This window comes from Streptomyces sp. NPDC051173 (assembly GCF_040689515.1).
In the GTDB taxonomy this organism is placed as follows: Bacteria; Actinomycetota; Actinomycetes; order Streptomycetales; family Streptomycetaceae; genus Streptomyces.
Genome location: NZ_JBFBBD010000075.1, coordinates 1 through 21,210, shown reverse-complemented (window position 1 = coordinate 21,210; position 21,210 = coordinate 1). Strand labels below are relative to the sequence as shown.

Annotated in this window: 16 protein-coding genes and 1 pseudogene; 14 read left to right on the top strand and 3 right to left on the bottom strand. The window is 71.8% G+C overall.

What is annotated here, in order from left to right; all coding sequences use genetic code 11:
* The first annotated feature begins 26 nt into the window (after positions 1–26).
* The 5 genes from AB0435_RS28330 to AB0435_RS28310 all read left to right on the top strand — a co-directional run bounded on the left by AB0435_RS28330 (position 27) and on the right by AB0435_RS28310 (position 7,951).
* Positions 27–1,031: a proline racemase family protein gene (locus tag AB0435_RS28330; protein ID WP_366004846.1), complete on the top strand. Its 1,005-nt coding sequence runs from the start codon at positions 27–29 to the stop codon at positions 1,029–1,031.
* A complete protein-coding gene (locus AB0435_RS28325) occupies positions 1,028–2,419 on the top strand; it encodes an aldehyde dehydrogenase family protein (RefSeq protein WP_366004845.1) in 1,392 nt (463 codons plus the stop codon). The genes AB0435_RS28330 and AB0435_RS28325 overlap by 4 nt, the downstream gene beginning before the upstream one ends.
* 131 nt (positions 2,420–2,550) lie before the next feature.
* On the top strand, positions 2,551–3,228 hold the full coding sequence (locus tag AB0435_RS28320; protein ID WP_366004844.1) for a GntR family transcriptional regulator: 678 nt from the start codon (positions 2,551–2,553) through the stop codon (positions 3,226–3,228).
* Between the two features lie 199 nt (positions 3,229–3,427).
* On the top strand, positions 3,428–5,974 hold the full coding sequence (locus tag AB0435_RS28315; protein ID WP_366428259.1) for an ATP-binding protein: 2,547 nt from the start codon (positions 3,428–3,430) through the stop codon (positions 5,972–5,974).
* A 93-nt stretch (positions 5,975–6,067) separates the two neighbouring features.
* Positions 6,068–7,951 (top strand): hypothetical protein, encoded by a 1,884-nt coding sequence (locus AB0435_RS28310; protein WP_366428258.1) that lies wholly within the window; start codon positions 6,068–6,070, stop codon positions 7,949–7,951.
* An 11-nt stretch (positions 7,952–7,962) separates the two neighbouring features.
* On the opposite strand, the gene AB0435_RS28305 is transcribed toward AB0435_RS28310, so the two are convergent.
* Positions 7,963–9,129 carry a CopD family protein gene (locus tag AB0435_RS28305; RefSeq protein WP_366428257.1) on the bottom strand — a complete coding sequence of 389 codons (1,167 nt, stop codon included), beginning with the start codon at positions 9,127–9,129 and terminating at the stop codon, positions 7,963–7,965.
* A gap of 364 nt (positions 9,130–9,493) precedes the next feature.
* Between AB0435_RS28305 and AB0435_RS28300 the strand changes: the two genes are divergently transcribed.
* The 8 genes and pseudogenes from AB0435_RS28300 (at position 9,494) to AB0435_RS28265 (ending at position 18,580) form a co-directional block, all read left to right on the top strand.
* A complete protein-coding gene (locus tag AB0435_RS28300; RefSeq protein WP_366428256.1) occupies positions 9,494–10,630 on the top strand; it encodes an alcohol dehydrogenase catalytic domain-containing protein in 1,137 nt (378 codons plus the stop codon).
* Between the two features lie 124 nt (positions 10,631–10,754).
* Entirely contained in the window at positions 10,755–12,077 is a 1,323-nt protein-coding gene (locus AB0435_RS28295; RefSeq protein WP_366004839.1) for a trehalase family glycosidase, read from the top strand.
* Between the two features lie 2 nt (positions 12,078–12,079).
* Complete coding sequence (locus AB0435_RS28290) at positions 12,080–13,051, top strand: Gfo/Idh/MocA family oxidoreductase (RefSeq protein ID WP_366428255.1); 972 nt, start codon at positions 12,080–12,082, stop codon at positions 13,049–13,051.
* An 82-nt stretch (positions 13,052–13,133) separates the two neighbouring features.
* Positions 13,134–15,587: pseudogene (locus tag AB0435_RS28285) on the top strand (sugar phosphate nucleotidyltransferase); the annotation flags it as partial.
* A 232-nt stretch (positions 15,588–15,819) separates the two neighbouring features.
* On the top strand, positions 15,820–16,536 hold the full coding sequence (locus AB0435_RS28280; RefSeq protein ID WP_366428254.1) for an HAD family phosphatase: 717 nt from the start codon (positions 15,820–15,822) through the stop codon (positions 16,534–16,536).
* A gap of 132 nt (positions 16,537–16,668) precedes the next feature.
* Positions 16,669–17,421 (top strand): GntR family transcriptional regulator, encoded by a 753-nt coding sequence (locus tag AB0435_RS28275; RefSeq protein ID WP_366004836.1) that lies wholly within the window; start codon positions 16,669–16,671, stop codon positions 17,419–17,421.
* Between the two features lie 131 nt (positions 17,422–17,552).
* Positions 17,553–17,912 (top strand): hypothetical protein, encoded by a 360-nt coding sequence (locus AB0435_RS28270; protein ID WP_366004835.1) that lies wholly within the window; start codon positions 17,553–17,555, stop codon positions 17,910–17,912.
* Positions 17,909–18,580 (top strand): class I SAM-dependent methyltransferase, encoded by a 672-nt coding sequence (locus AB0435_RS28265; protein ID WP_366428253.1) that lies wholly within the window; start codon positions 17,909–17,911, stop codon positions 18,578–18,580. The genes AB0435_RS28270 and AB0435_RS28265 overlap by 4 nt, the downstream gene beginning before the upstream one ends.
* Here AB0435_RS28265 and AB0435_RS28260 read toward each other — a convergent pair.
* Both AB0435_RS28260 and AB0435_RS28255 read right to left on the bottom strand, forming a co-directional pair.
* Positions 18,577–19,149 carry an N-acetylmuramoyl-L-alanine amidase gene (locus tag AB0435_RS28260; RefSeq protein WP_366428267.1) on the bottom strand — a complete coding sequence of 191 codons (573 nt, stop codon included), beginning with the start codon at positions 19,147–19,149 and terminating at the stop codon, positions 18,577–18,579. The two genes, AB0435_RS28265 and AB0435_RS28260, sit on opposite strands and share 4 nt — an antisense overlap.
* Before the next feature lie 156 nt (positions 19,150–19,305).
* Positions 19,306–19,815, bottom strand: a complete 510-nt coding sequence (locus tag AB0435_RS28255) for an O-acetyl-ADP-ribose deacetylase (RefSeq protein WP_366428252.1) — start codon at positions 19,813–19,815, stop codon at positions 19,306–19,308.
* A gap of 122 nt (positions 19,816–19,937) precedes the next feature.
* Between AB0435_RS28255 and AB0435_RS28250 the strand changes: the two genes are divergently transcribed.
* The gene (locus AB0435_RS28250; protein ID WP_366428251.1) at positions 19,938–20,879 is read left to right on the top strand and encodes an NAD-dependent epimerase/dehydratase family protein; all 942 of its coding nucleotides are present in this window, start codon (positions 19,938–19,940) and stop codon (positions 20,877–20,879) included.
* Positions 20,880–21,210: the final 331 nt, after the last annotated feature.

Genomic DNA, 21,210 nt, shown 5'->3' with positions numbered 1-21,210 from the left:
CCGACGGCACCGCCGAAAGGACGCCCGTGCGCACCCGTCACGTCTTCCACGCCGTCGACTCGCACACCGAGGGCATGCCCACCCGCGTCGTCACCGGCGGCGTCGGCGTGATCCCCGGCGCCACCATGGCCGAGCGCCGGCTCCACTTCACCGAGCACCTGGACCACCTCCGCACGCTCCTGATGTACGAGCCGCGCGGGCACGCCTCCATGAGCGGCGCGATCCTCCAGCCCCCCACCCGGCCCGACGCCGACTACGGAGTCCTCTACATCGAGGTATCCGGACTGCTGCCCATGTGCGGGCACGGGACCATCGGCGTCGCGACCGTCCTCGTGGAGACCGGCATGGTGCCGGTCACCGAACCGGTCACCACCGTGCGCCTCGACACCCCGGCCGGCCTGATCACCGTTGACGTCCAGGTCGAGGACGGAGCAGCCAGGTCCGTCACGCTCACCAACGTACCCGCCTTCTGCGCCGGACTCGACCGCAGGACCGACGTCCCCGGCTACGGCACCGTCACCTACGACCTCGCCTTCGGCGGCAACTTCTACGCCTTCGTCGAACTCGACGCCCTGGGGCTGCCCTTCGACCGGGCCCGCAAGGACGACCTGCTCGCCGCCGGGCTCGCCGTCATGGACGCGATCAACGCCTCGACCGACCGCCCCGTCCACCCCGAAAACCCCGGGATCAGCGGACTCAAGCACGTCTACCTCGCCGCCCCCGGCTCCGACGCCCACCGCTCGCGGCACGCCATGGCCATCCACCCCGGCTGGTTCGACCGCTCCCCGTGCGGCACGGGAACCTCCGCCCGGATGGCCCAGCTGCACGCCCGCGGCACGCTCCCGCTCGGCCGCGACTTCGTCAACGAGTCCTTCATCGGCACCCGGTTCACCGGCCGCCTGGTGGGGGAGACGCGGGTCGGCGGCCTCCCGGCGGTCGTGCCCACCGTCACCGGACGCGCCTGGATCACCGGCACCGCGCAGTTCTTCCTCGACCCGGACGACCCCTTTCCCGGAGGCTTCCTCCTGTGACCGCCTACCAGACCCCTCTCCTCTCAGGTCCCCTCAAACGTCTCTTCTCACGGAACCCCGCCGACCCCGACGACATCGTCACCGAGGTGCCCACGCCCGGAGCCGCCACCGTCGAGTCCGTCCAGCGGGCCCGCGCCGCCCAGCCCGGCTGGCTGCTCGCGGGCGCCGCCGCCCGCTCCTCGGCGCTCTCCGCCGTCGCCACGGCCGTCGAGACCGCGGCCGAGGAACTCGCCGCCCTGGCCGTACGCGAGGTGGGCAAGCCCCTCACCGAGGCCCGGGCCGAGGTCGCCCGCACGGCCGCGATCTGGCGCTACTACGCGCAGGCGCCCTACGAACCGGCCGGCGCCGTCCACGAGACGGCGGGCGGCCCCGGACTGCTGCTCACCCGGCGCCGCCCGCACGGTACCGCCGGCCTGATCACCCCCTGGAACTTCCCCTTCGCCATCCCCTCCTGGAAGGCCGCACCCGCCCTCGCCACCGGCAACACGGTCGTCCTCAAACCCGCGCCCGAGGCCACCGCGTGCGCCCGGCGCCTCGCCGAACTCGTCCGACAGGCCGTGCCCGCCGATGTGTTCACCCTCGCGCCCGGCGGCGCGGCCGAGGGCAACGCCGTCCTCACGGCGGCCGACGCCGTCTCCTTCACCGGTTCCACCGCGGTCGGCGGCGCCGTCGTCCGCGCCGCCACCGCCCGGGGCATCCCGGTGCAGGCCGAGACGGGCGGGCTCAACGCGGCGATCGTCCTGCCCGACGCCGACATCGAGCGGGCCGCCGCCCACATCGCCGCGGCCGTCGCCGGATACGCCGGACAGAAGTGCACCGCCACCAGCCGCGTGATCGCCGTCGGCGCGGCCCTCGGCCCCTTGCGCGAGGCCCTCGCCGAGGCACTGCGCGCCCTGCCCGTCGGCGACCCCGCCGACCCGGCCACCGTGTGCGGGCCTCTCGTCTCGGGCCGCGCCCGCGACCGGTTCGAGGAAGCCCTGAGCGGTGCGTCCGTCCTCGCCGCGGGCACCGCTCCGGAGGGCCCCGGCTGGTACGCGGCCCCCACCGTGGTCGAAAAGGTGCCGACCGGCCACCAGTTGCTCACCGAGGAGGTCTTCGCCCCCGTCGCCGTCCTGCTGCCCGCCGACGACCTGCCGCACGCCGTACGGATCGGCAACGCGGTCCCGTACGGACTGGTCACCTCGGTCCACACCGCCGCGCTGGAGGCGGTGCTGCACGGCCTCGACCAGCTCGACACCGGGATGATCCGCGTCAACGCCCCGTCCACCGGCGTCGATTTCCACCTGCCGTTCGGCGGAACCAAGGCGTCGGGCCACGGGCCACGCGAACAGGGCCGTGCGGCGCTGGACTTCTACACATCCAGCCGGACCTACACCCTGACTCCCTGAGAACGATGTGACATTGTACGCTCGTCGGACCGTCCAGGTACGGACCAGTCGAGCAGTGTGGCCGCGACCGTGCCGAGGACGCGGCGGCCCGCGACAGGCCGCCGCACCACGACGACAGACACGGGGAGACCATGGGCCACCTCAAGCAGCGCAACCTCATCACCGCCACCGAGCGGCTGCGCGACCAGGTCGCCCACGCCCTGCGGGCCGCGCTCATCTCCGGCGAACTCCGCCCCGGCGAGGTCTACTCCGCACCGCAGCTCGCGGAGGACTTCGGCATCTCCGCGACCCCGGTGCGCGAGGCCATGCTCGACCTCGCCCGCGAGGGCCTGGTCGAGCCGGTCCGCAACAAGGGCTTCCGGGTGACCGAGGTCAACGAGCGCGACCTCGACCAGTACACCGAGATCCGTACCCTCATCGAGGTCCCCACGACCGGCCGCGTCACGCGCACCGCCACCCGGGAGGACCTCGAAGCGCTCCGCCCGGTCGCCGAGGAGATCGTGCGCGCCGCACGCGACCACGACCTCATCGGCTACCTCGAGGCCGACCGGCGGTTCCACCTCACCCTGCTGGCGCTCTCCGGCAACGAACGCCTCGTCGAGACCGTCGGCGACCTGCGCAAGCGCTCGCGCCTGTACGGGCTGACCGCCCTCGACCGGCGCGGCGAACTCATCCCCTCCGCCGAGGAACACGTCGAACTCCTGGACCTGATGCTCGCGGGCGACGCCAAGGGCGCCGAGAAGTGCATGGCCCGCCACCTCGGCCACGTGCGCTCACTGTGGGCGAAGGGCGCCGAAGCGGAGTCCTGACACCGGACCGGAGCACCGGATCAGAACAAGGCATCGAATGCCATAAAGGATCCGCCAAAATCATGGGGTGGGGCATCAACATCGCGCCAAAAACCCTCACTGACAAGAAAGTTCGCGCTTTGCTGCGAACGCCGGTCATCCACATTCCTGATCCGACGGGGCCCCGGCAGCGTGCCGCCTTCATGAGAAGGAGCGAACGATGGCGCAGGGCAGTGCCCCCACCGGTGGCCCGGGCGCGCGTCCGGGCCGGCTCAAGGTCTTCCTCGGGGCGGCGCCCGGGGTCGGCAAGACCTACAGGATGCTCGACGAGGGGCGGCGGCGCACGGCCCGGGGCAAGGAAGTGGTGGTGGCCTTCGCCGAGGGCCACCACCGCCCGCGCACCGACGCACTGCTCGAAGGGCTCGACGTCATGCCCCGCGCGACACGCACCCACCGGGGCCTGGAGCTCACCGAACTCGATCTCGACGCGGTGCTGGAGCGGCGCCCCGAGGCCGTGCTCGTCGACGAACTCGCCCACACCAACGTCCCCGGCGGCCGCAACGCCAAGCGCTGGCAGGACGTCGAGGAACTGCTCGCCGCCGGGATCGACGTGGTCACCACCGTCAACATCCAGCACCTGGAGTCCCTCAACGACGTCGTCGAGAAGATCACCGGGGTGCGGCAGCGCGAGACCGTGCCCGACACGTTCGTGCGCAGGGCCCATGAGATCGAACTGGTCGACATGCCGCCCGAAGGCCTGCGACGGCGTATGGCGCACGGCAACATCTACCCACCCGAGAAGGTCGACGCGGCCCTCTCCCACTACTTCCGGATCGGGAACCTCACGGCGCTGCGGGAGCTGGCCCTGCTGTGGGTGGCGGGCCGGGTCGACGAGGCCCTGCAGAGCTATCGGTACGAGCACGGGATAGGCGGTGTGTGGGAGACCCGCGAACGCGTCGTGGTCGCCATCACCGGCGGGCCCGAGAGCGAGGCCCTCATCCGCCGCGCCGCCCGGATCACGGCCCGTTCCTCCGGCGGCGACCTGCTCGCCGTCCACATCGCCCGGAGCGACGGCCTGGTCGACGCCTCACCCGCCGCCCTGGCCAGACAGCGACAGCTCGTGGAGAGCCTCGGCGGCACCTTCCACTCCGTCGTCGGGGACCATGTGCCCACCGCGCTCATGGAGTTCGCCCGCGCCGAGAACGCCACACAGCTGGTCATCGGGACCCGTGTCCGCGGCTGGCTGCTGGGCTCGCTGACCGTCCGCGGAGCGGGCGAGACCATCGTCGAGCTCTCCGGCGACATCGACGTGCACATGGTCACCCACGAACGCGCCAAGCGGGGACGCGTGCCGGCCGCCCCGCCGAACCGCCTGCCGCTCACCCGCCGGGTGGCGGGGCCGACGGCCGGCCTCGTACTGCCCACGCTCCTGACCCTGCTGCTGCGCGGCCACTCCGGCCACCCCGACCTCAACCTCAGCACCGAGATCCTGCTCTTCCTGCTGACGGTGCTGGGGGTCGCCTGCATCGGCGGCGTCGCCTCCGCGCTGCTCGCCGCGGTGACGGCCTCCATGCTGATGAACTACTACTTCGTGCCGCCCGTCGGCCAGTTCACCCTCGACGAGGCCGACAACGTCCTCCTGATCGCCTTCGCGACCGTGGCCGTCACCGTCGCGGCCATCGTGGACCGCTCGCTGCGCCTGGGCCGCCGCGCCGCCAGCGCGGCGGCGGAGGCCGAGACCCTGTCCTCGCTCGCGAGCAGCATCCTGCGCGGCGACAAGTCCGTGCCCGCGCTGCTGGAACGCACCCGCGAGACGTTCGGCATGGAGAGTGCCGAACTCTCCTACGGCAAAGGGGAGGCGGGGTACCGGGCGGTGCCCGACAGCGACACGGATCCGGCCTGCGAGACGAGGGTCCCGATCGGCACGGACAGCGTGCTGGTGCTGCGCGGCCGCCGGCTGCCCGCCTCCGAGCAGCGCGTGCTCACCGCCTTCGCCGCCCACCTCACCGCCGCCGTCGAGCGCGCCAGGCTCGCCGAGGTCGCGGCCGAGATCGAACCCGTCAAGGCCGCCGACCGGATGCGCACCGCCCTCCTCGCCGCTGTGAGCCACGACCTGCGCACCCCACTGGCCGGCTGCTGGGCCGCCGTCAGTTCACTGCGCAGCCGCGACGTGGACTTCTCCCGGGAGGACCGCGAAGGGCTCCTCATCGCCGCGGAGGAGTCCCTCGCCAAGCTCAACCGCCTCGTGGACAACCTGCTCGACATGAGCAGGCTGCAGGCGGGCGCGCTGACCCTGCGCCTGGAACCCACGTCGCTCGCGGAAGTGCTGCCGCTCGCGCTCGAAACCCTGCCCGAACCCGCCGTACCCGTGGTCACCCTGGACCTGGAGAGCACGCCCCAGGTGCTCGCCGACGCACCGCTGCTGGAACGTGTCATCGCCAACCTCGTGGCCAACGCCGTACGCAACGCGCCCGCCGGGCATCCGGTGACCGTCAGCGCCAGCACCCTGGCCCCGTACGTCGAAGTACGGGTCATCGACCGTGGCCCAGGGCTTCGCTCAGCCGACAAAGAGCGCGCGTTCCTGCCCTTCCAACGCCTCAGCGACACCGACAACACCAGCGGTCTCGGGCTCGGACTCGCCCTTTCCCGCGGCCTCACCGAGGCCATGGGCGGCACCCTCACCCCCGAGGACACCCCCGGCGGCGGACTCACCATGGTCATCTCCTTGCCCGCCGCACCGGCCCCCGCGACGGAGGCCCCGGCATGAGCCGGTTCGAGGGAAGCGGAAGTTGCGCGTGGGCCCCCGCCTGAAGGAGGATCACGGCATGTCTACGCGAAAGGGCGACGTTCGCCCCGTTCTGTGAACCCCGTCGAGCCGGCGTACGGGCCGGCCGACGCCGTCGATTCCTGGCTGCACGAAGCACTGGGCGACGCCCCCGGCCACGGCTCCGCCTACGGTGCCGCGCGAAGCGCGATCTTCGACGCCGTACGGGCCGACCGCGGCGGTCCGGTGGCATGCCGGTTGCGGGCCCTGACCAACCACACCGACACCGCCGTCCGACTGGTCGTCCTCCGGCTGCTGACCGAGCTGAGCCAGGGGGACCGCCCGTGGCCCGCGGCCGCGGATGCCGCGTTCATCCGCCTGCGTGACAGGGACGAGAAGGTGCGGCGCTGCGCCGCTTGGCTCCTGGCGGCGGCGGACCACCGGCGAGCCACCGAAGAGCTCGGCGCCACCCCCGCTCACCTGCCGCCGACCGCGCGACTGGCCCTTGCCGAGGCGCTCTTCGAGCCGTCCGACCAGGCTCGGATCGCCGGACTCCTTCCCCTGGCGGAACGACTGCGGCAGGACCACGACCCGGCCGTACGGCTGCGCGCCGCACTGGGCGTCCTGCGCCACGGGCTCGCGGAGAACCGGGCTCCCTGGGAGTCGGCGGTGCTCGCGGACCTCGACGCGGGAGGGGAGCGGCTCGGCGGCCCCGGTGGTCTGATCGCATGGCGGCCCGGCACGCTGTGGGGCCTGGCGGCGCGGGCCCACGGCGAGGAAGCCGCCTGCTACGCCTGGATCGGGAGGCTGTCCACCTCGCGGACCCCGGTGAGGCGCCGGGCCGCGATCGACATGGCCGAAGTCGCGCTCCGGCACTGGCGCGCGGCCCCGGCCTCCGTGGCCGCGTCCCTGCGACCGATGCTCGCCGACACCGCGCCGGAGCTACGGGCCGCGGCGACAGCCGTCATCGGGGCCTCCCTGGAGGCCGCCCGGTGCTGCGCCGACGAACTGGCCGGCCTCCTCGGCGACCCGCGGGCAGGGGAAGCGGCGGTGCCGGCCCTGGCGAGGACCGGCGACGCCCGCGCCATGGACGGGCTGTGCGCGCTGGTGGCTTCGGGCGCGGCCGCCAGGGAGGTGGGTGAGGCCGCCGAAGGGCTGGCCGTGGCACGTGTGAATCTGGAGCCTCTCGTCGCGGCGACCGTCGACGCCCTCGACCGGCACGGCAAGGGGTGTTCGCACGATCCCGTGCGCTGCGCGGCCCCGTCCGCCGTGGCGGTGCTGCGTGCCTGCGGTGCGGCGTCGGCCCCGGCGGTGGCGGAACTCATGCGGCAACTCGACGAATGCCTGGATGCCGCGAGCTCTCACCACTGGCTCCGGACACAGCTGTTGCTCGCCCTCGGCGACATCGGCCCGGGCGCGGCACCCGCGGTGCCGCTCCTGGAACGTGTCATCGCGCGGGAGACCGACACCTGGGCCGCGGACCACGCCTCGATGACCGTGCTCCGCCTCACCGGCGACCGGGGCCGGGCGGAGCGGTGCTTCGAGGACGCCGTCGGACAGCCGCGCCGCCGTGCCTTCGCCGCCTCCCTGCTGGAGTGGCTCGCCGGGCACGGCGGCCTCTCACCCCGGCAGTCCGCCCACCTGCGCGAGCTGACGGACAGGCCGCGACGCCTGCACCCCCGGCTGCTCGGGGCCCTCTGGAAACACTCCGGCACCGCCGCGGCCCGTGTCCTCCTCGATGTCCTCCCGCGCTACCTGGACGACGACGCATACGGCGCCTACGCCTGCTCGGTCCTGACCGACATGGGACGCGAAGCGGCCGCTGCCCTGCCCGCCCTGCGAGAGGTGGCCGAACGCCGGACCCGACTGCCTCTGTATCTCGGCGACTTCGACCGGGAGACACGTGCGGACGAGCGTCTGGCCGCGGCGGCACGGGACGCTCACGCACACATCACCTCGCTCACCGATCCCGCTGGATGACACGGCTCGCGTCAGGACGCAGCCGGTGCCTCACGCCGGGCGAGCGCGTCGGAAGCCCTGACCGTGATGTAGAGCGAGGCCGCCAGAGTGAGGGCCAGTGCGGCGCCTGTGGCGAAGACGCCGCCGCTGGAGACAGGAGGCGGGCCGCCGGCCTCGGAGCGGGCGGAGCCGGTGAGGAAGGGGACGACGGCCAGGACGGCGACCGCGAGGACGACCTCGGCCCAGACGACCTTCGGGAAGTGCCGCAGCGTCAGGCGCAGGAGGGAGGCCGTGGCGTCGGCGTGACGGGCCCGGGTGATGCGGGGCATCAGCCAGAACTGGTTGACGGCCCCGGCCGCGACCATGCCGAGGACCAGCACGGTCTTGAGGAGGAGGAAGAGGCCGAAGGTGGTGGTCCACAGCTGGCCGACGGAGCCGACGCGCTTCCAGCTCATCCACAGTCCGGAGATCAGCACGGCGGCGACACAGACGAGGGCGACGAAGCCGAAGCGACGCCAGAGGCCGGCCCACAGGGCGCCGGCGTTCCCGCCCAGCCGGCCGCGGGTGCCGGCGAGGACGGCGAGCAGGGCCAGACCGCCGGTCCATACCGTGCCGCTGATGATGTGGACCTGGCCGAAGACGAGGTCGAGGACCTTGTCCGTGTCCTTCGGCGCCACGGCCGGTATCGCCGAGACGAGCGACACCGCGAGTGACAGGGGCAGGGCGGTCAGCGCGAGCACGTCGAGGTGCCGGCGTGCCCGTGGGACGAAGAGGGCGATCAGCGCGGCGGACGCGAGGACGAGCACGGCGTTCTGGATCAGACAGACCGTGCCCTGGGCCACCCAGGCTCCCTTCGCCGCGGGCGCGTGCAGGAAATCCCAGAGGTGTTCCGGCGCCAGAGCGTCACCGAACGGCATGCCCTTGCCGGCCCGGGCCACGCGGGCGGCGAGCTGGAAGTAGCCGGACACCAGCAGGGCGACCCCGGCCCAGGCGAGGTATCCGGCCGTCCGGCGGCGCATGACGGCGACATCGCCGCGCTCGCTCTCCGGTGCGCGAAGAGCGGGGCGGACCGACGCCGCGTACGTCACCGTGGCGCCGACAGCCCCGGACAGGCCGAGGAAATAGCCCGATTTGGTGAGGATCCTCCAGAGCGGAGGCATGGAGTAGCCGGCCGAGGCGGCCAGATGAACGAGGGTCATAAAAGTAAGGTTAGCCTAAACTTACCGAGGGTCCGGCTGAAGGGGCGCCTTGGTGTGCGTAAGTGACATTCAAGTTCTCGCTTGGGCGGTTCCCCATCCCCGCCGATGGCATGCCGATCCACTCGCGGCAGATTTACATCACAGCGGGAAACTGTGCACTGTTCTTACGCCCATAAAAGCAAATATGTCCTCTATCTCCAGGCTGGCTATACAGCCATACAGGTGCCAGAGTCTTCTTCAAGCAGGTGGCGCCACCTGCGCCCTGGCGGACCGACTTCGCACGGCCAACACCCTTGGGCAGCGCGGCCTTTCGGGTGCCTGGCGAATGTCTCCGCAGCAACCGCTCGTGTTCCATGGAGAGTTCGTGCACGCGTATCTGATGACAGCACCCGGTGAAATCGTCCGTTCGCAGGTCCCCGACCCCGTATGTCAGCCGGACGAGGTGCTGTTGGAGACCGAGGCCGTCTCCATATGCTCCACCGACGTCTCCTACTTCAGGGGGCATCTTTTCCCCGACGCGTGGCCGATCATTCCCGGGCACGAATACGTGGGCCGCGTCCTGGAGGTGGGCTCGCGCCTGAAGGGCGCCGTGGAGCCCGGCGAGCGCATCTGTTACTGGGGGCAGACCGACTTCGGCGGGATGGCCGACTACCGGGCCCTCCGCCCGCTCTTCCCGGGGCAGCGTGGCATGGAGACCACGTGGTACACCGAGCGGAACTTCTACGACGCCGACCAGGCCGCCGCCGTCGTTCTGCCGGACTCGATCCCCTCCGACCTGGCCACGATCATCGAGCCGCTCACCTCCGTCCTGCGCTCCCTGCTGCTCAACCCGCCCGAGCCGGGGGACAATTGCGTCGTGCTCGGCTGCGGCCCCAGCGCCCTCCTCGCCGTCCAGGTGCTCGACCGTTGTCTCGGCGCGGGTTCCGTGACGGTGCTGGACCGCAACGACGCCCGTATGGAGGTGGCCTGCCGTTACGGCGCCGCGCGGTCGTTCAACACGGAGAGCCAGGCCGCCGAACTCGACACCTTCGTGCATGAACACCACGACCAGTACGCCGACTACGTCTTCGACGCCCTGCCGCACATCGACAGCCCCGTCGACGGCCGGAAGGACATCCGGGAGTCGGCGATGGGCCTGCTGCGGCCGGGAGGCACGTATGTCCTCTACGGCGCCACGGCCGTCCCGCAGATGTTCAACACCTGGATGATCCTCGCCAAGGGCCTCAAGCTCCGCTCCACCCCCTTCGACGTCCGGCAGTTCCCCATGACGCGCTCGGCGCACGTGGCGAGCGTCGCGCTGCGGCTGATCGAGACGGGGCTCGTGGACGCGCGGCCGCTGGTCACCACCCGGGTGCAGCTCGAGGACGAGGACGGTGTCCGCCGGGGATTCACCGCGTACGGGCAGGGCGCCTCGATGAAGACCTCGATGCTGGGCAAGGGGATCCTGCCGGGTGCCCCGGAGGGCTGGGAGACCGCGGAGGAGATCGGAGTTCCGGCCTGACGCACCGGTCCCGTATCCACAGGACCCGTCCGGCCGGCAGACGGCCTCTCGAGCCGGGTGCCGCCGAAGAGGCGGACGCCCCTCCGGCGGCACCCGGCATCGCCAGGAGAACCACGGAGCTTCGATGAACGAGATGAGTGCGGGCAAGGCGGCGCGGGCGGCAGCCGCGATGCTCGCGGCCAACCGGCGGACCGGCTATTCCGCCGGCGCGCGGCACGCCTACGACTACACCTGCCCGTCGCCCGAGACCTACCCCTTCCAATGGGCCTGGGACAGCAGCTACCACGCCATAGCGCTCGCCCACCTGAACCCGCGACGCGCGCAGAAGGAACTCTCCTCGCTGCTGTCGGCCGTCACCGGCACGGGGTTCCTGCCGCACATGATCCTCTGGCAGGACGACCTGCGCCCGAAGGCGACCCAGGAGTTCAAGATCGACGTATGGGAGGAATGGCGGTCGGTCACGATCGCGCCGCCCGTCGTCGCCAGGGCGATCGAGCACGTCTTCCGGGCCACCGGGGACCACGCCTGGCTGCGGGAAGTGCTCCCCGCCGCCCTCGCGTTCTTCTCCTGGCTGCGCGAACACCGCACCAGCCCCGGTACAGGTCTCCTGGAGATCTACCAGCCGGACGAGTCGGGCCTCGACATGAGCCCGAAGTACGACCGGGCGCTGGGCATCCAGGACTCCTCGCCGAGCACCGTCGCGGCCGACTGGCACGGCGCCATGCGCACCCTGCTGGACGGCTACTCCGACGACCGGCACCCCGAGAGCCCGCTGCGCGACGCCCGGCGGTTCGTCTGGAACGACGTCCTGGTCAACTCCGTCCACGCCGACGGCCTGATGGCCCTCTCCCGCCTGGCGGAGGCCGCCGGGCTGCCCGCCGCCACATCGGCGGAACTGGCCCGCGGGTCCGAGGAGATCTGCCGGGCCCTGGTGCGGCACTGCTGGGACGACGAAGCGGGCGCCTTCTTCGACCTCGATCTCGTGGCCGGGGAACGCGTTCCCGTGCTGACCGCGAGCTCCCTCTTCCCGGTCATCAACGACTTCATCCCCGACGACATCGCGAAGCGGGTCGTCGAGGAGCACCTCCTCGACGAACGGGAATTCTGGCACCGCTATCCGGTCTCCAGCGTGTCCGCCACCGAGGTCACCTTCGACCCGGACTTCAGCACGGCGGCGATCTTCCGCGGTTCGAGCTGGATGAACCTCAACTGGTATCTCCACGGCGGCCTGCGCAAGCGCGGGTACCACCGCGAAGCGCGTGAACTCGCCCTGCGGAGCGCCGAATGCGCCGCCGCGGCGGGCATGCGGGAGTGCTACGGCCCCCACGACGCCGGCGGCCACGGAGCCCGCTCCTTCGGGTGGAGCTCGCTGGTCCTCGACCTGCTGGCCACCGAGGGGCTGCCGCTCACCGACGACAACGGCGACCAGCTTTTTCTGGAGGACTGACCATGGCGAACTGGGGCTTTCTCGGAGCGGGTTCCATCGCGGAGTCGAGCCTGGGGCCGGCGGTGCGCTCGGGGCAGGGCGCACACCTCTACGCCGTCGCCTCCAGGAGCGCGCAGCGCGCGTGGTCGCTCACACCGGAGAAGGTGTACACGAACTACCCGGATCTCCTCGCGGATCCCGCCGTCGACATCGTCTACATCGCCCTGCACAACGCCGCTCACCGTGAATGGGTGGAAGCGGCACTGGCCGCCGGGAAGCACGTGCTGTGCGAGAAGCCTCTCAGCCTGTCGGCCACGGGAGTGGATGCGATGATCCGGTCGGCGCGCGCCGCGGACCGGCTGCTGGTGGAAGCCGCCTGGAACCGCTGGCACCCGCGCACCCAGGAGATGGAGCACCTCGTCGGATCGGGCGCGATCGGACAGGCCGTCCACGTCACGTCCCGGTTCCACGGCCTGGCACCGGCGGCGGGAAACTACAGACTGGACAGCGCGCTCGGGGGCGGTGCGTTGTACGACGTCGGCTATTACGCGATATCGGCGACGCTCGCCGCGTTCGGCTGGCAGACACCGCGCGTCGAACGGGTCAAGCACCAGAGGTGGACCCCCACCTCCGCGGACTCCTCCGTTTCCCTGACGCTCAGGTTCCCCTGCGGGGGTACCGCGGACGTCGAGTGCTCGCTCGACGGCTCGCTCGCGGAGGAATTCACGGTCCGCGGAACCGACGGCGCGCTGTCCCTCTCCTCCCCGGCCTTCACCGCCGGAGTCCACTCCTCCCGCCTCGACCTGACCAAGGACGGGTACGCGACCGACGCCAGGCACCATCCCGCGGTGGACCCGTACCGGCTGATGGTCGAGAACATCGAACGGTCCCTGGCGGGCGAGGACGCCTACGTCGTGCCGCTCCAGCAGACGCGGCTCATCGCCCAGGTCATCGACGCGGCACGAACGGTCATCGGAGCTCCACCCGGCAGATGACTCCAGGAGTGACGGATCCCGTCCCGGACCGACGGAGATCCCTGCCTGCCGGAAGTTCCGACCAAGGAAGGTTTCACCACCGATGAAAGCCGTTGTAATGGCGGGCGGCGAGGGCTCGCGCCTGCGCCCCATGACCTCAGATCTGCCGAAACCCCTGCTGCCGGTCGCGGGCCAGCCGATCATGGAGCACGTGCTGAGGCTGCTGGGCAAGCACGGCATGAACGAGACCGTGGTGACGGTCCAGTTCCTCGCCGCCCTCATCAAGAACCGCTTCGGGAACGGCGAAGAGCTCGGCATGCGGCTCCACTACGCGCACGAGACCACCCCGCTCGGCACGGCCGGCAGCGTCCTGAACGCCGAGGCGGAACTGCGCGACGACACGTTCCTCGTGATCTCCGGGGACGCGCTGACCGACATCGACCTCACCGAACTGATCGCGTTCCACCGCGCCAAGGGAGCCCTCGCCACCGTCTGCCTGACCCGGGTCCCCGACCCGCTGGAATTCGGCATCACGGTGACCGGCCAGGACGACCGGGTCGAGAGGTTCCTGGAAAAGCCGACCTGGGGCCAGGTGTTCACGGACACCGTCAACACCGGCATCTACGTCATGGAACCCGAGATATTCGACTACGTCCCCAAGGACGGCCCCGCCGACTGGGCCGGTGACGTCTTCCCCCGCCTGCTCGCCGAGGGAAAGCCCGTGTACGGATACGTGGCCGACGGCTATTGGGAGGACATCGGGACCCAGGAGAGCTACCTCAAGGCCCACACCGACATCCTCGAAGGCCGGGTCCGTGTCGACCTCCCCGGATTCGAGACGTCGCCCGGCATCCGGATCGCCCAGGGCGCCGAGGTCCACCCCGACGCCGAACTCCAGGCCCCCTGCCACATCGGCGCCCACGCCAGGGTCGAGGCCGGTGCCGTCATCGGCGCCCACACCGTCCTCGGCCCGAACACGGTGGTGGCACCGCACGCCGTCGTGGAACGCGCCATCGTCCACGAAGGCGTCTACCTCGGCCCCGCCACCCGGCTGCGCGGCTGCGTGATCGGCCACGGCACCAGCGTCATGAGCGGCGCCAGCGTCGCCGAGGACGCCGTCGTCGGAGCGGCGTGCACCATCGGCGAGGACGCGGTCGTCACGGGCGGGGTCCGCGTCTACCCCGAGAAGGTCGTCGAGGCGGGTGCCGTCGTCAACTGCTCCCTCATCCGGGAATCCCGCAACCAGGCCAGCCTGTTCGGACCCGACGGGGTCTCGGGGATCCTCAACGTGGAGATGACCGCCGAGCTGATGGCCAGGCTCGCCGGCGCGTACGCCACGCTCCTGCCCCAGGGAGCCTCCGTCACGGTCGCCCGCGACGACTCACCCGGCGGGCGGGCCCTGTCCCGCGCGTTCACCGCGGCCCTGCAGTGCGCTGCCGTGCACGTACGGGACATCGAGGGCGTGCCGCTGCCCGTGGCCCGGCAGCAGACCGCGCTGCACAGCGCGGGCGGCGTCGTGATCCGCACCGTCCCCGGCACGCCCGAGCGCGTCACCGTCCTCTTCCTCGACGAACACGGCGGCGAGCTCTCCCCGGCGACCCGGCGCAAGCTCGACCGGGTCTACGCGCGACAGGAGTACCGCACCCACCCCAGCGCGGTCGGAAGCCTGCACAGCCCCGCGGGCGTCATCGACTCCTACGCCGAGACCCTGCTCGGCACCCTGGACACGTCCCGCATCCGCGAAGCCGGGCTGAAGATCGTGGTGGACGCGGCACACGGCAGCGCCGGGGCGCTGCTGCCGCAGCTGTGCGGAGCCCTGGGAATCGACGCCCTCCTCATCAACACCGCTCCGGACCCGGCGGCGCACGCCGGATCCACGGATGGCGACCGCCTCGCCGAGCTCGTCACCTCCGCGCGGGCCGCCTTCGGCGCCCGCATCGACCCGGCCGGTGAGCGGCTGACCATCGTCGACGACCAGGGCCGGCGCGTGGCCGCGGACCGGGCGCCCCTGGCGCTGGCGGACCTGGTCACCGGCCTGCGGCCGGGCGGGCGGATCGCGTTGCCCGGCACCGTCTCACGCACCGCCGAACTCCTCGCCGCCGCACGCGGCACCGAGGTGCTCCGGACGGCCGCCTCCGCGTACGCCCTCACCCAGGCCGTCCGCGAGGGAGACGTCCGCTGGGCCGCCGACGGACGCGGCGGCTTCATCGTCCCCGCCGTGTCCACCGCCCCCGACGCCTTCGCCGCGCTCCTGCACCTGGCCGGCCTGCTGGCCCGTTCCCCCGAACCCCTCAGCAGCGTCGTCGACCGGACCCCGGTGCCCCACGTGCTGCACTGCACCGTGCCCACTCCGTGGGAGGCGAAGGGTGCCCTCATGCGCACGCTGACACACACCGCGCCTGGAAACCTGGACAGTTCGGTCACCGAAGGCGTCCGCATCGTCGACGGGCACGACCGCTGGGTCATGGTCGTGCCCGACCCCGCCGAAGCCGTCACCCACCTCTGGGCGGAAGGCCCGGACCGGGCCGCCGCCCGCGCCCTGCTGGAACAGTGGGCACTCCGCGTCGGCGAGACGGTGGCCGCGCACACTCCACCGCAGCGGACCCCCGGCAGGACCCGGCGCCCGCACCCCAGGAAACAGACCGCTCCCGCGACCGGACCGGCCGCGAAGGCCGTTCTCACGGACCTCGCCGTGCTGGACACCGTTCCGCGGTGAGGCCCGGGGAACCCTCCGTGCCCGGCCCCCGGCCGGCCGCGGACCAGCCCGTACCGACCACCCAGGAGGCACCGTGCCACCCCCAGCTCCCCACCCCCTGACGACGGAGATCGAGGCCGTCGTCTTCGACTGCGACGGCCTGCTCGTGGACACCGAGTCCTGCTGGACGCGGGCCGAGGCCGCGGTCTTCGAGGAGCACGGCCACGCGTTCGGCCTGGAGCAGAAGAAGCTGCTGATCGGAAGGACACCCACCGACCTCGGCTTCATCCTGGCCGACCGCTTCGGACGCCCCGGGCAGGAAAAGGCCCTCACCGCCACCCTCCTCGACCGGGTACGCCAGGAACTCGAAGAAGGGGTCTCCCTCCTTCCCGGGGCCCTGGAACTCGTGCGCACCTGCGCCGAGCGCGTCCCCGTGGCCGTGGCCAGCAACAGCCCCCGGCCGCTGCTGGAGATCGCGCTGAACTCCACCGGGCTGGCCGACCTGCTGCCCGTCTCCCTCGCGGTCGAAGACGTGCCGAACCCCAAGCCCGCGCCCGACCTCTACCTCGCCGCCTGCGCTGTTCTGGGCGCCAAGCCCGCCCGCTCCGTCGCCTTCGAGGACTCCCGCACGGGCGTCGCCGCCGCGCGCGCGGCCGGCCTGCGCCTCGTCGTGGTCCCCTCACTGCCGGACGCGGAACCGCGCGCGGACACCGGTGACGACTGGCTGCTGGAATCCCTGGCCGAGCCCGCGCTCCACCAGTGGGCGGACGCGCTGACCGTGTCGCCCGGCAGCACCGCCCTCCGGGGCTGAGGCCGGCTCCGCGCCCGGTGGGAGCCCGCGCCCCCGGCGGGCTCCCACCGGGCGCATCACCCCATGAGGCCGGTCGCCTATCCGGCGGGTCGCCTGTACAACAGAGCGGAATCCCTTTCCCCGGAGGCCCCAGTGAAACCAGATTTCACGCCCAGGTACTACCAGATCGAGCAGGCGCTGCGCGGCCGGATCGCCAAGCTGCGCCCCCACGACCTGCTGCCGTCCGAGTCGGAGCTGTGTGCCGAGTTCCATGTGAGCCGCATGACCGCACGGGCGGCTGTCCAGAAGCTCGTCGCCGAGGGCCTGGTCTACCGCGTCTCCGGGCGGGGGACGTTCGTGGCGGAGCCCCCGACCCACCGCCGGGCGGAGAACCTCGTCCGGTTCAGTGAACACATGCGCCGACAGGGCCACGAACCCACATCGAGACTGCTCCACGCGACACTGCGCCCCGCCATGGAGGAGGAGGCGAACCGGCTGCTCCTCCGGGTGCCGGTGGACGTGGTGGAGATCAGCCGGGTGCGCCTGGCCGACGGCGTCCCCACCGCGCTGGAGCGGGCCGTCTTCCCGCCGGAGCTGTCCGGCCTCCTGAAGACCGATTGCGTGGCCGGCTCCATGCACGAGGCGCTCACGGACCTCGGCAAGACCCCCACCCGCGGCCACTCGTCCATCAGGGCAGGCGTGGCGGACGCGTACGAAGCCGAGCTGCTCTCCGTCGCTCCGGGTACCGCCCTGCTCATCGAGGTGCGACTGATCCTCGACCAGCACGACCAGCCGTGCGAACTCACCGAGTCGCGCTATGTGGGCGACCGTTACGTCCTCGATGTCGCTTTCGAGGTCGACGCTTCCGGGGCCGGGGAGCCGAAGTCGCCCGATGCGGACCGCTGATCCTCGCTGAGGCCGCCCGCATGAGTGAATCCCGCGCATCTGATCGCGCCGGAAGAGCGCCCCTGAGCCGCACCGGTCGGGCATGCTGGTGCTTCCCTGTCGTGGGACTCGGGTGAACCAAGGGGGAGACCATGCGCATACGCATCAACGCGACGACGGACGATGAACGCAGAGCGGTGGCGGACCTGTACGAGTGGCTGCGGCAGGACCCCGAGGTGCGGCGCGGCGCCACGGTGGAGCGGGTGCGGCCGTGGCGGTCCGGCGGGGCCATGGGGACCGTCGAGATCATCAACGTGATCGTGAGCCAGGGCTTCACGGCACTGAACCTGGCGCTGTCCTACGCCTCCTGGCGGACCGCCCGCCCGGCGGCTCCGCCCATCGTCATCAACGTCGCGGGCCGCTCGATCGTCGCACAGGACAGTTCCGACGAGACGGTGCGCCGTCTGGTGGAGGCACTGGAGCAGGCGACCGCCGCCACGGATCCGGAGTGACGAAACTCCCCCGAACCGGCGGGCAGGGCGCGGACCGTGCCGCGAGTGCACACGACGCCATCGCCTACTGGAATCACAACGTGCACTACCACCCGCTCGTGCTCCACGCCGTGCCACCCCGGTGCGGCTCGGCCCTGGACATCGGCTGCGGCGAGGGACTGCTCGCCCGCGAACTGGCCGAACGGGTCCCCGCCGTGACCGGCGTGGACGTCTCCGGCGAGATGATCCGCCTCGCCCGCGAACGCGGCGCGCGTGTGCGCAACGCGACCTTCGCGGAGGCGGACTTCCTCGACGACGCGCACGGGCTGCTCGGCGAAGGGAAGTACGACTTCGTCAGCGCGGTGGCGGTGGTCCACCACGTCGAGTTCTCGTCGGCGATCGAGGCCGTGGTCCGTCTGCTCGCGCCGGGCGGACGCCTGGTGATCGTCGGCCTGGCCCGCGAGCGGACCCCGCTGGACTGGATCGTCTCCGGCGCCGGCGTCCCGGCCGCCCGGCTCAACGCCCGCCGCCACGGCGGCAAGACCGACCCGGCCGGCATGCCCGTCCGCATGCCCGCCATGACCTGGGCCCAGGTCCGCCGGGAGGCGAAGCGGCTGCTGCCCGGCTGCAGCTTCCGCCGCCACCTGCTGTGGCGCTACTCCCTCGTCTGGGACAAACCCGCTGGCTAGGTGACAGACGTCCGGACGAGCTTCAGATACCGGTCCCAGTCCCAGTACGGCCCGGGGTCGGTGTGGTCCGTGCCCGGCACCTCGGAGTGCGCGACGATGTGGGACCGGTCCGCCGGGATCGCGTAGCGGGCACAGATGTCCGCCGTGAGCCGGGCCGACGCCGCGTACATCGCCTCCGTGAAGCCGTCGGGCCGGTCCACGTATCCTTCGTGCTCGATCCCGACGCTGCGCTCGTTGAACTCCCGGTTCCCGGAGTGGAAGGCCACGTCGAGCTCGCGTACGGTCTGCGCGATGTGGCCGTCCTTGCGTACGACGTAGTGGGCGGCGGCCCGGTGCAGGGGGTCGCGGAAGACTCGGAGGGCGTCGCTGTAACTGCCCTGGACCACATGGATGACGACCCGGTCCACGGCGTAGTCGGCCGGCCGCTCCGCCCGCCGCCAGTTCGCCGACGACGCGGCGACCCACTCGGCGCCCGCGTGATCGAGGGCGCCGTCCGTGCGCGGTCTCTCCCGCCCCGAGGCATGCCACCACCACCTCTTGAGCTCGTCCTGCCCGGCGTACGCCCCCATGGCCGCCGCCGCGCCGCCGCCCCCGATCAGCAACGTACGTCTGCTGATCCCACGCGACCCATGCCGTTCGTGCTCCACCTGCGCCCCCGACGCTCGTCCGTCCTGACGGGAAACGCGCGCGGCGCCCTCCCCGGTTCCGGCCGGGCTGAGGGCTCGTCAGCGCGCCTGTGCCGTGAACGCCTCGTAAGCGGCCTCGTCGAAGAGGACGAAGCGAACCTCTTCCACCGCCGTGTCGGCGGTACGGACCGCCTCGACGGCGATGCGTGCCGCGTCGTCGAGCGGCCAGCGGTAGATGCCGGTGGAGATCGCGGGGAAGGCCACCGTCCGGGCGCCCAACTCATCTGCCACGCACAGGGATTCGCGGTGGCAGGAGGCCAGCAGGCCGGAGCGGTCCTCGTCCTGTGAGAACACCGGGCCCACCGTGTGGATGACCCACCGGGCCGGCAGCCGGCCCGCCATCGTGGCGACGGCCCGGCCGGTGGGGAGACCCTTGCCGTAATGGGAGGCACGCAGGTCGCGGCACGCGCTGAGGATCTCGGGGCCGCCCGCGCGGTGGATGGCGCCGTCGACGCCTCCGCCGCCGAGCAGGGAGGAGTTCGCCGCGTTGACGACGGCGTCCACGGCCTGCTGGGTGATGTCGCCGCGCACAAAGGTGAGGGTGGTCATGAGGCGATCTTCTCCGATGCGCGGCCGCCGGGGGAGCGGCGTTGTTCGTGTTTCTTCACCGGCTGTCCAGAACCCTGCTGGAGGATTCGCCGGACTCCCGGCGGAGCGCCTAGTGTGCGGGCGTGAGCTTCAACGTCGTCATAGGATTCGGTCCCGCCGGGGCGGCCACCGCCCGGCTGCTGGCCGCGCAGGGGCACTCCGTACGGGTCGTCACCACGTCGGGCCGGAGCCCGGAGCCCGGCATCGAGCACGTCGCGTTGGACGCGACGGACAGCGAGCGACTGACCGAGGCATCGCGGGGCGCCACCGCGATCTACGGCTGCGCCGCACCGCCCTACCACCGCTGGGCCGGTGAATGGCCGCCGTTGGCCTCGTCGCTCTGCGCGGCGGCCGAGGCGACGGGTGCCGTCCTGGTCATGCTGGGCAACCTCTACGGCTACGGTCCGGTGGACGGCCCCATGACCGAGGAACTGCCGCTCGCCGCCACCGGACCCAAAGGGAAGGTACGCGCCGCCGTCTGGGAGCAGGCGCGGAAACTGCACGAGCAGGGCCGTATCAAAACGGTCGAGCTACGTGCCTCGGACTTCTTCGGGCCCGGTGTGACCGACGGCGGACACCTGGCCGGGCGGGTCGTGCCCCGCCTGCTGCGCGGCAAGCCGGTCACCGCACTCGGCGACCCGGACGCCCCGCACAGCTGGAGCTACCTCCCCGATGTGGCCAGGGCCCTGGTCGAGGTCGCGGGCGAGGAACGTGCCTGGGGACGGGCCTGGCACGTCCCGACGCGGCCCGCGCTGTCCACCCGGCAGATGATCGACCGCCTCGCCGCCGAAGCGGGTACGGAGCCGGTCACGGTGCGTGGACTGTCGCCCGCCGTGCTGGGTATCGCGTCGCTCTTCTCACCGCTGCTCCGGGAACTGAAGGAGATCCGCTATCAGTTCGACCGGTCGTTCGTCGTCGACTCAAGCGCCTACGAAGCCGAATTCGCGGCACGAGCCACCCCCGTCGACGAACAGGTCGAGGCGACGGTCGACTGGTGGCGCGAGCACTTGGCCGCGAAGGGATGACATCCGGAGCGACCGCTTCGCCTGACACCGGATGCCGTGTCGGATCGTAAGGTGGACGACATGTTGCGTCCTGAAAGCTGGTTCAGGCTCGCGGGTGGAAGTCCCGTCCGGGTAGACACCGGAGTGCCCGGTAGCAGGTCCCGGTTCGTCGTGGAGACGCGGCGGGCTGAGCGGGATGTCAAGAGCCTCTTTGGAGGGAGCAAGCACGCGGGCCGTAGCGTGAAGCGAACCTTGCAGCCTCGTCACACTTACAACGGAGAAGCCGAGCCCCTCATGTCAGGGCGAAGGCCACGTTCCGAGGGCCCTGTTCCGGGGTCAGCCCTCGGGGTTC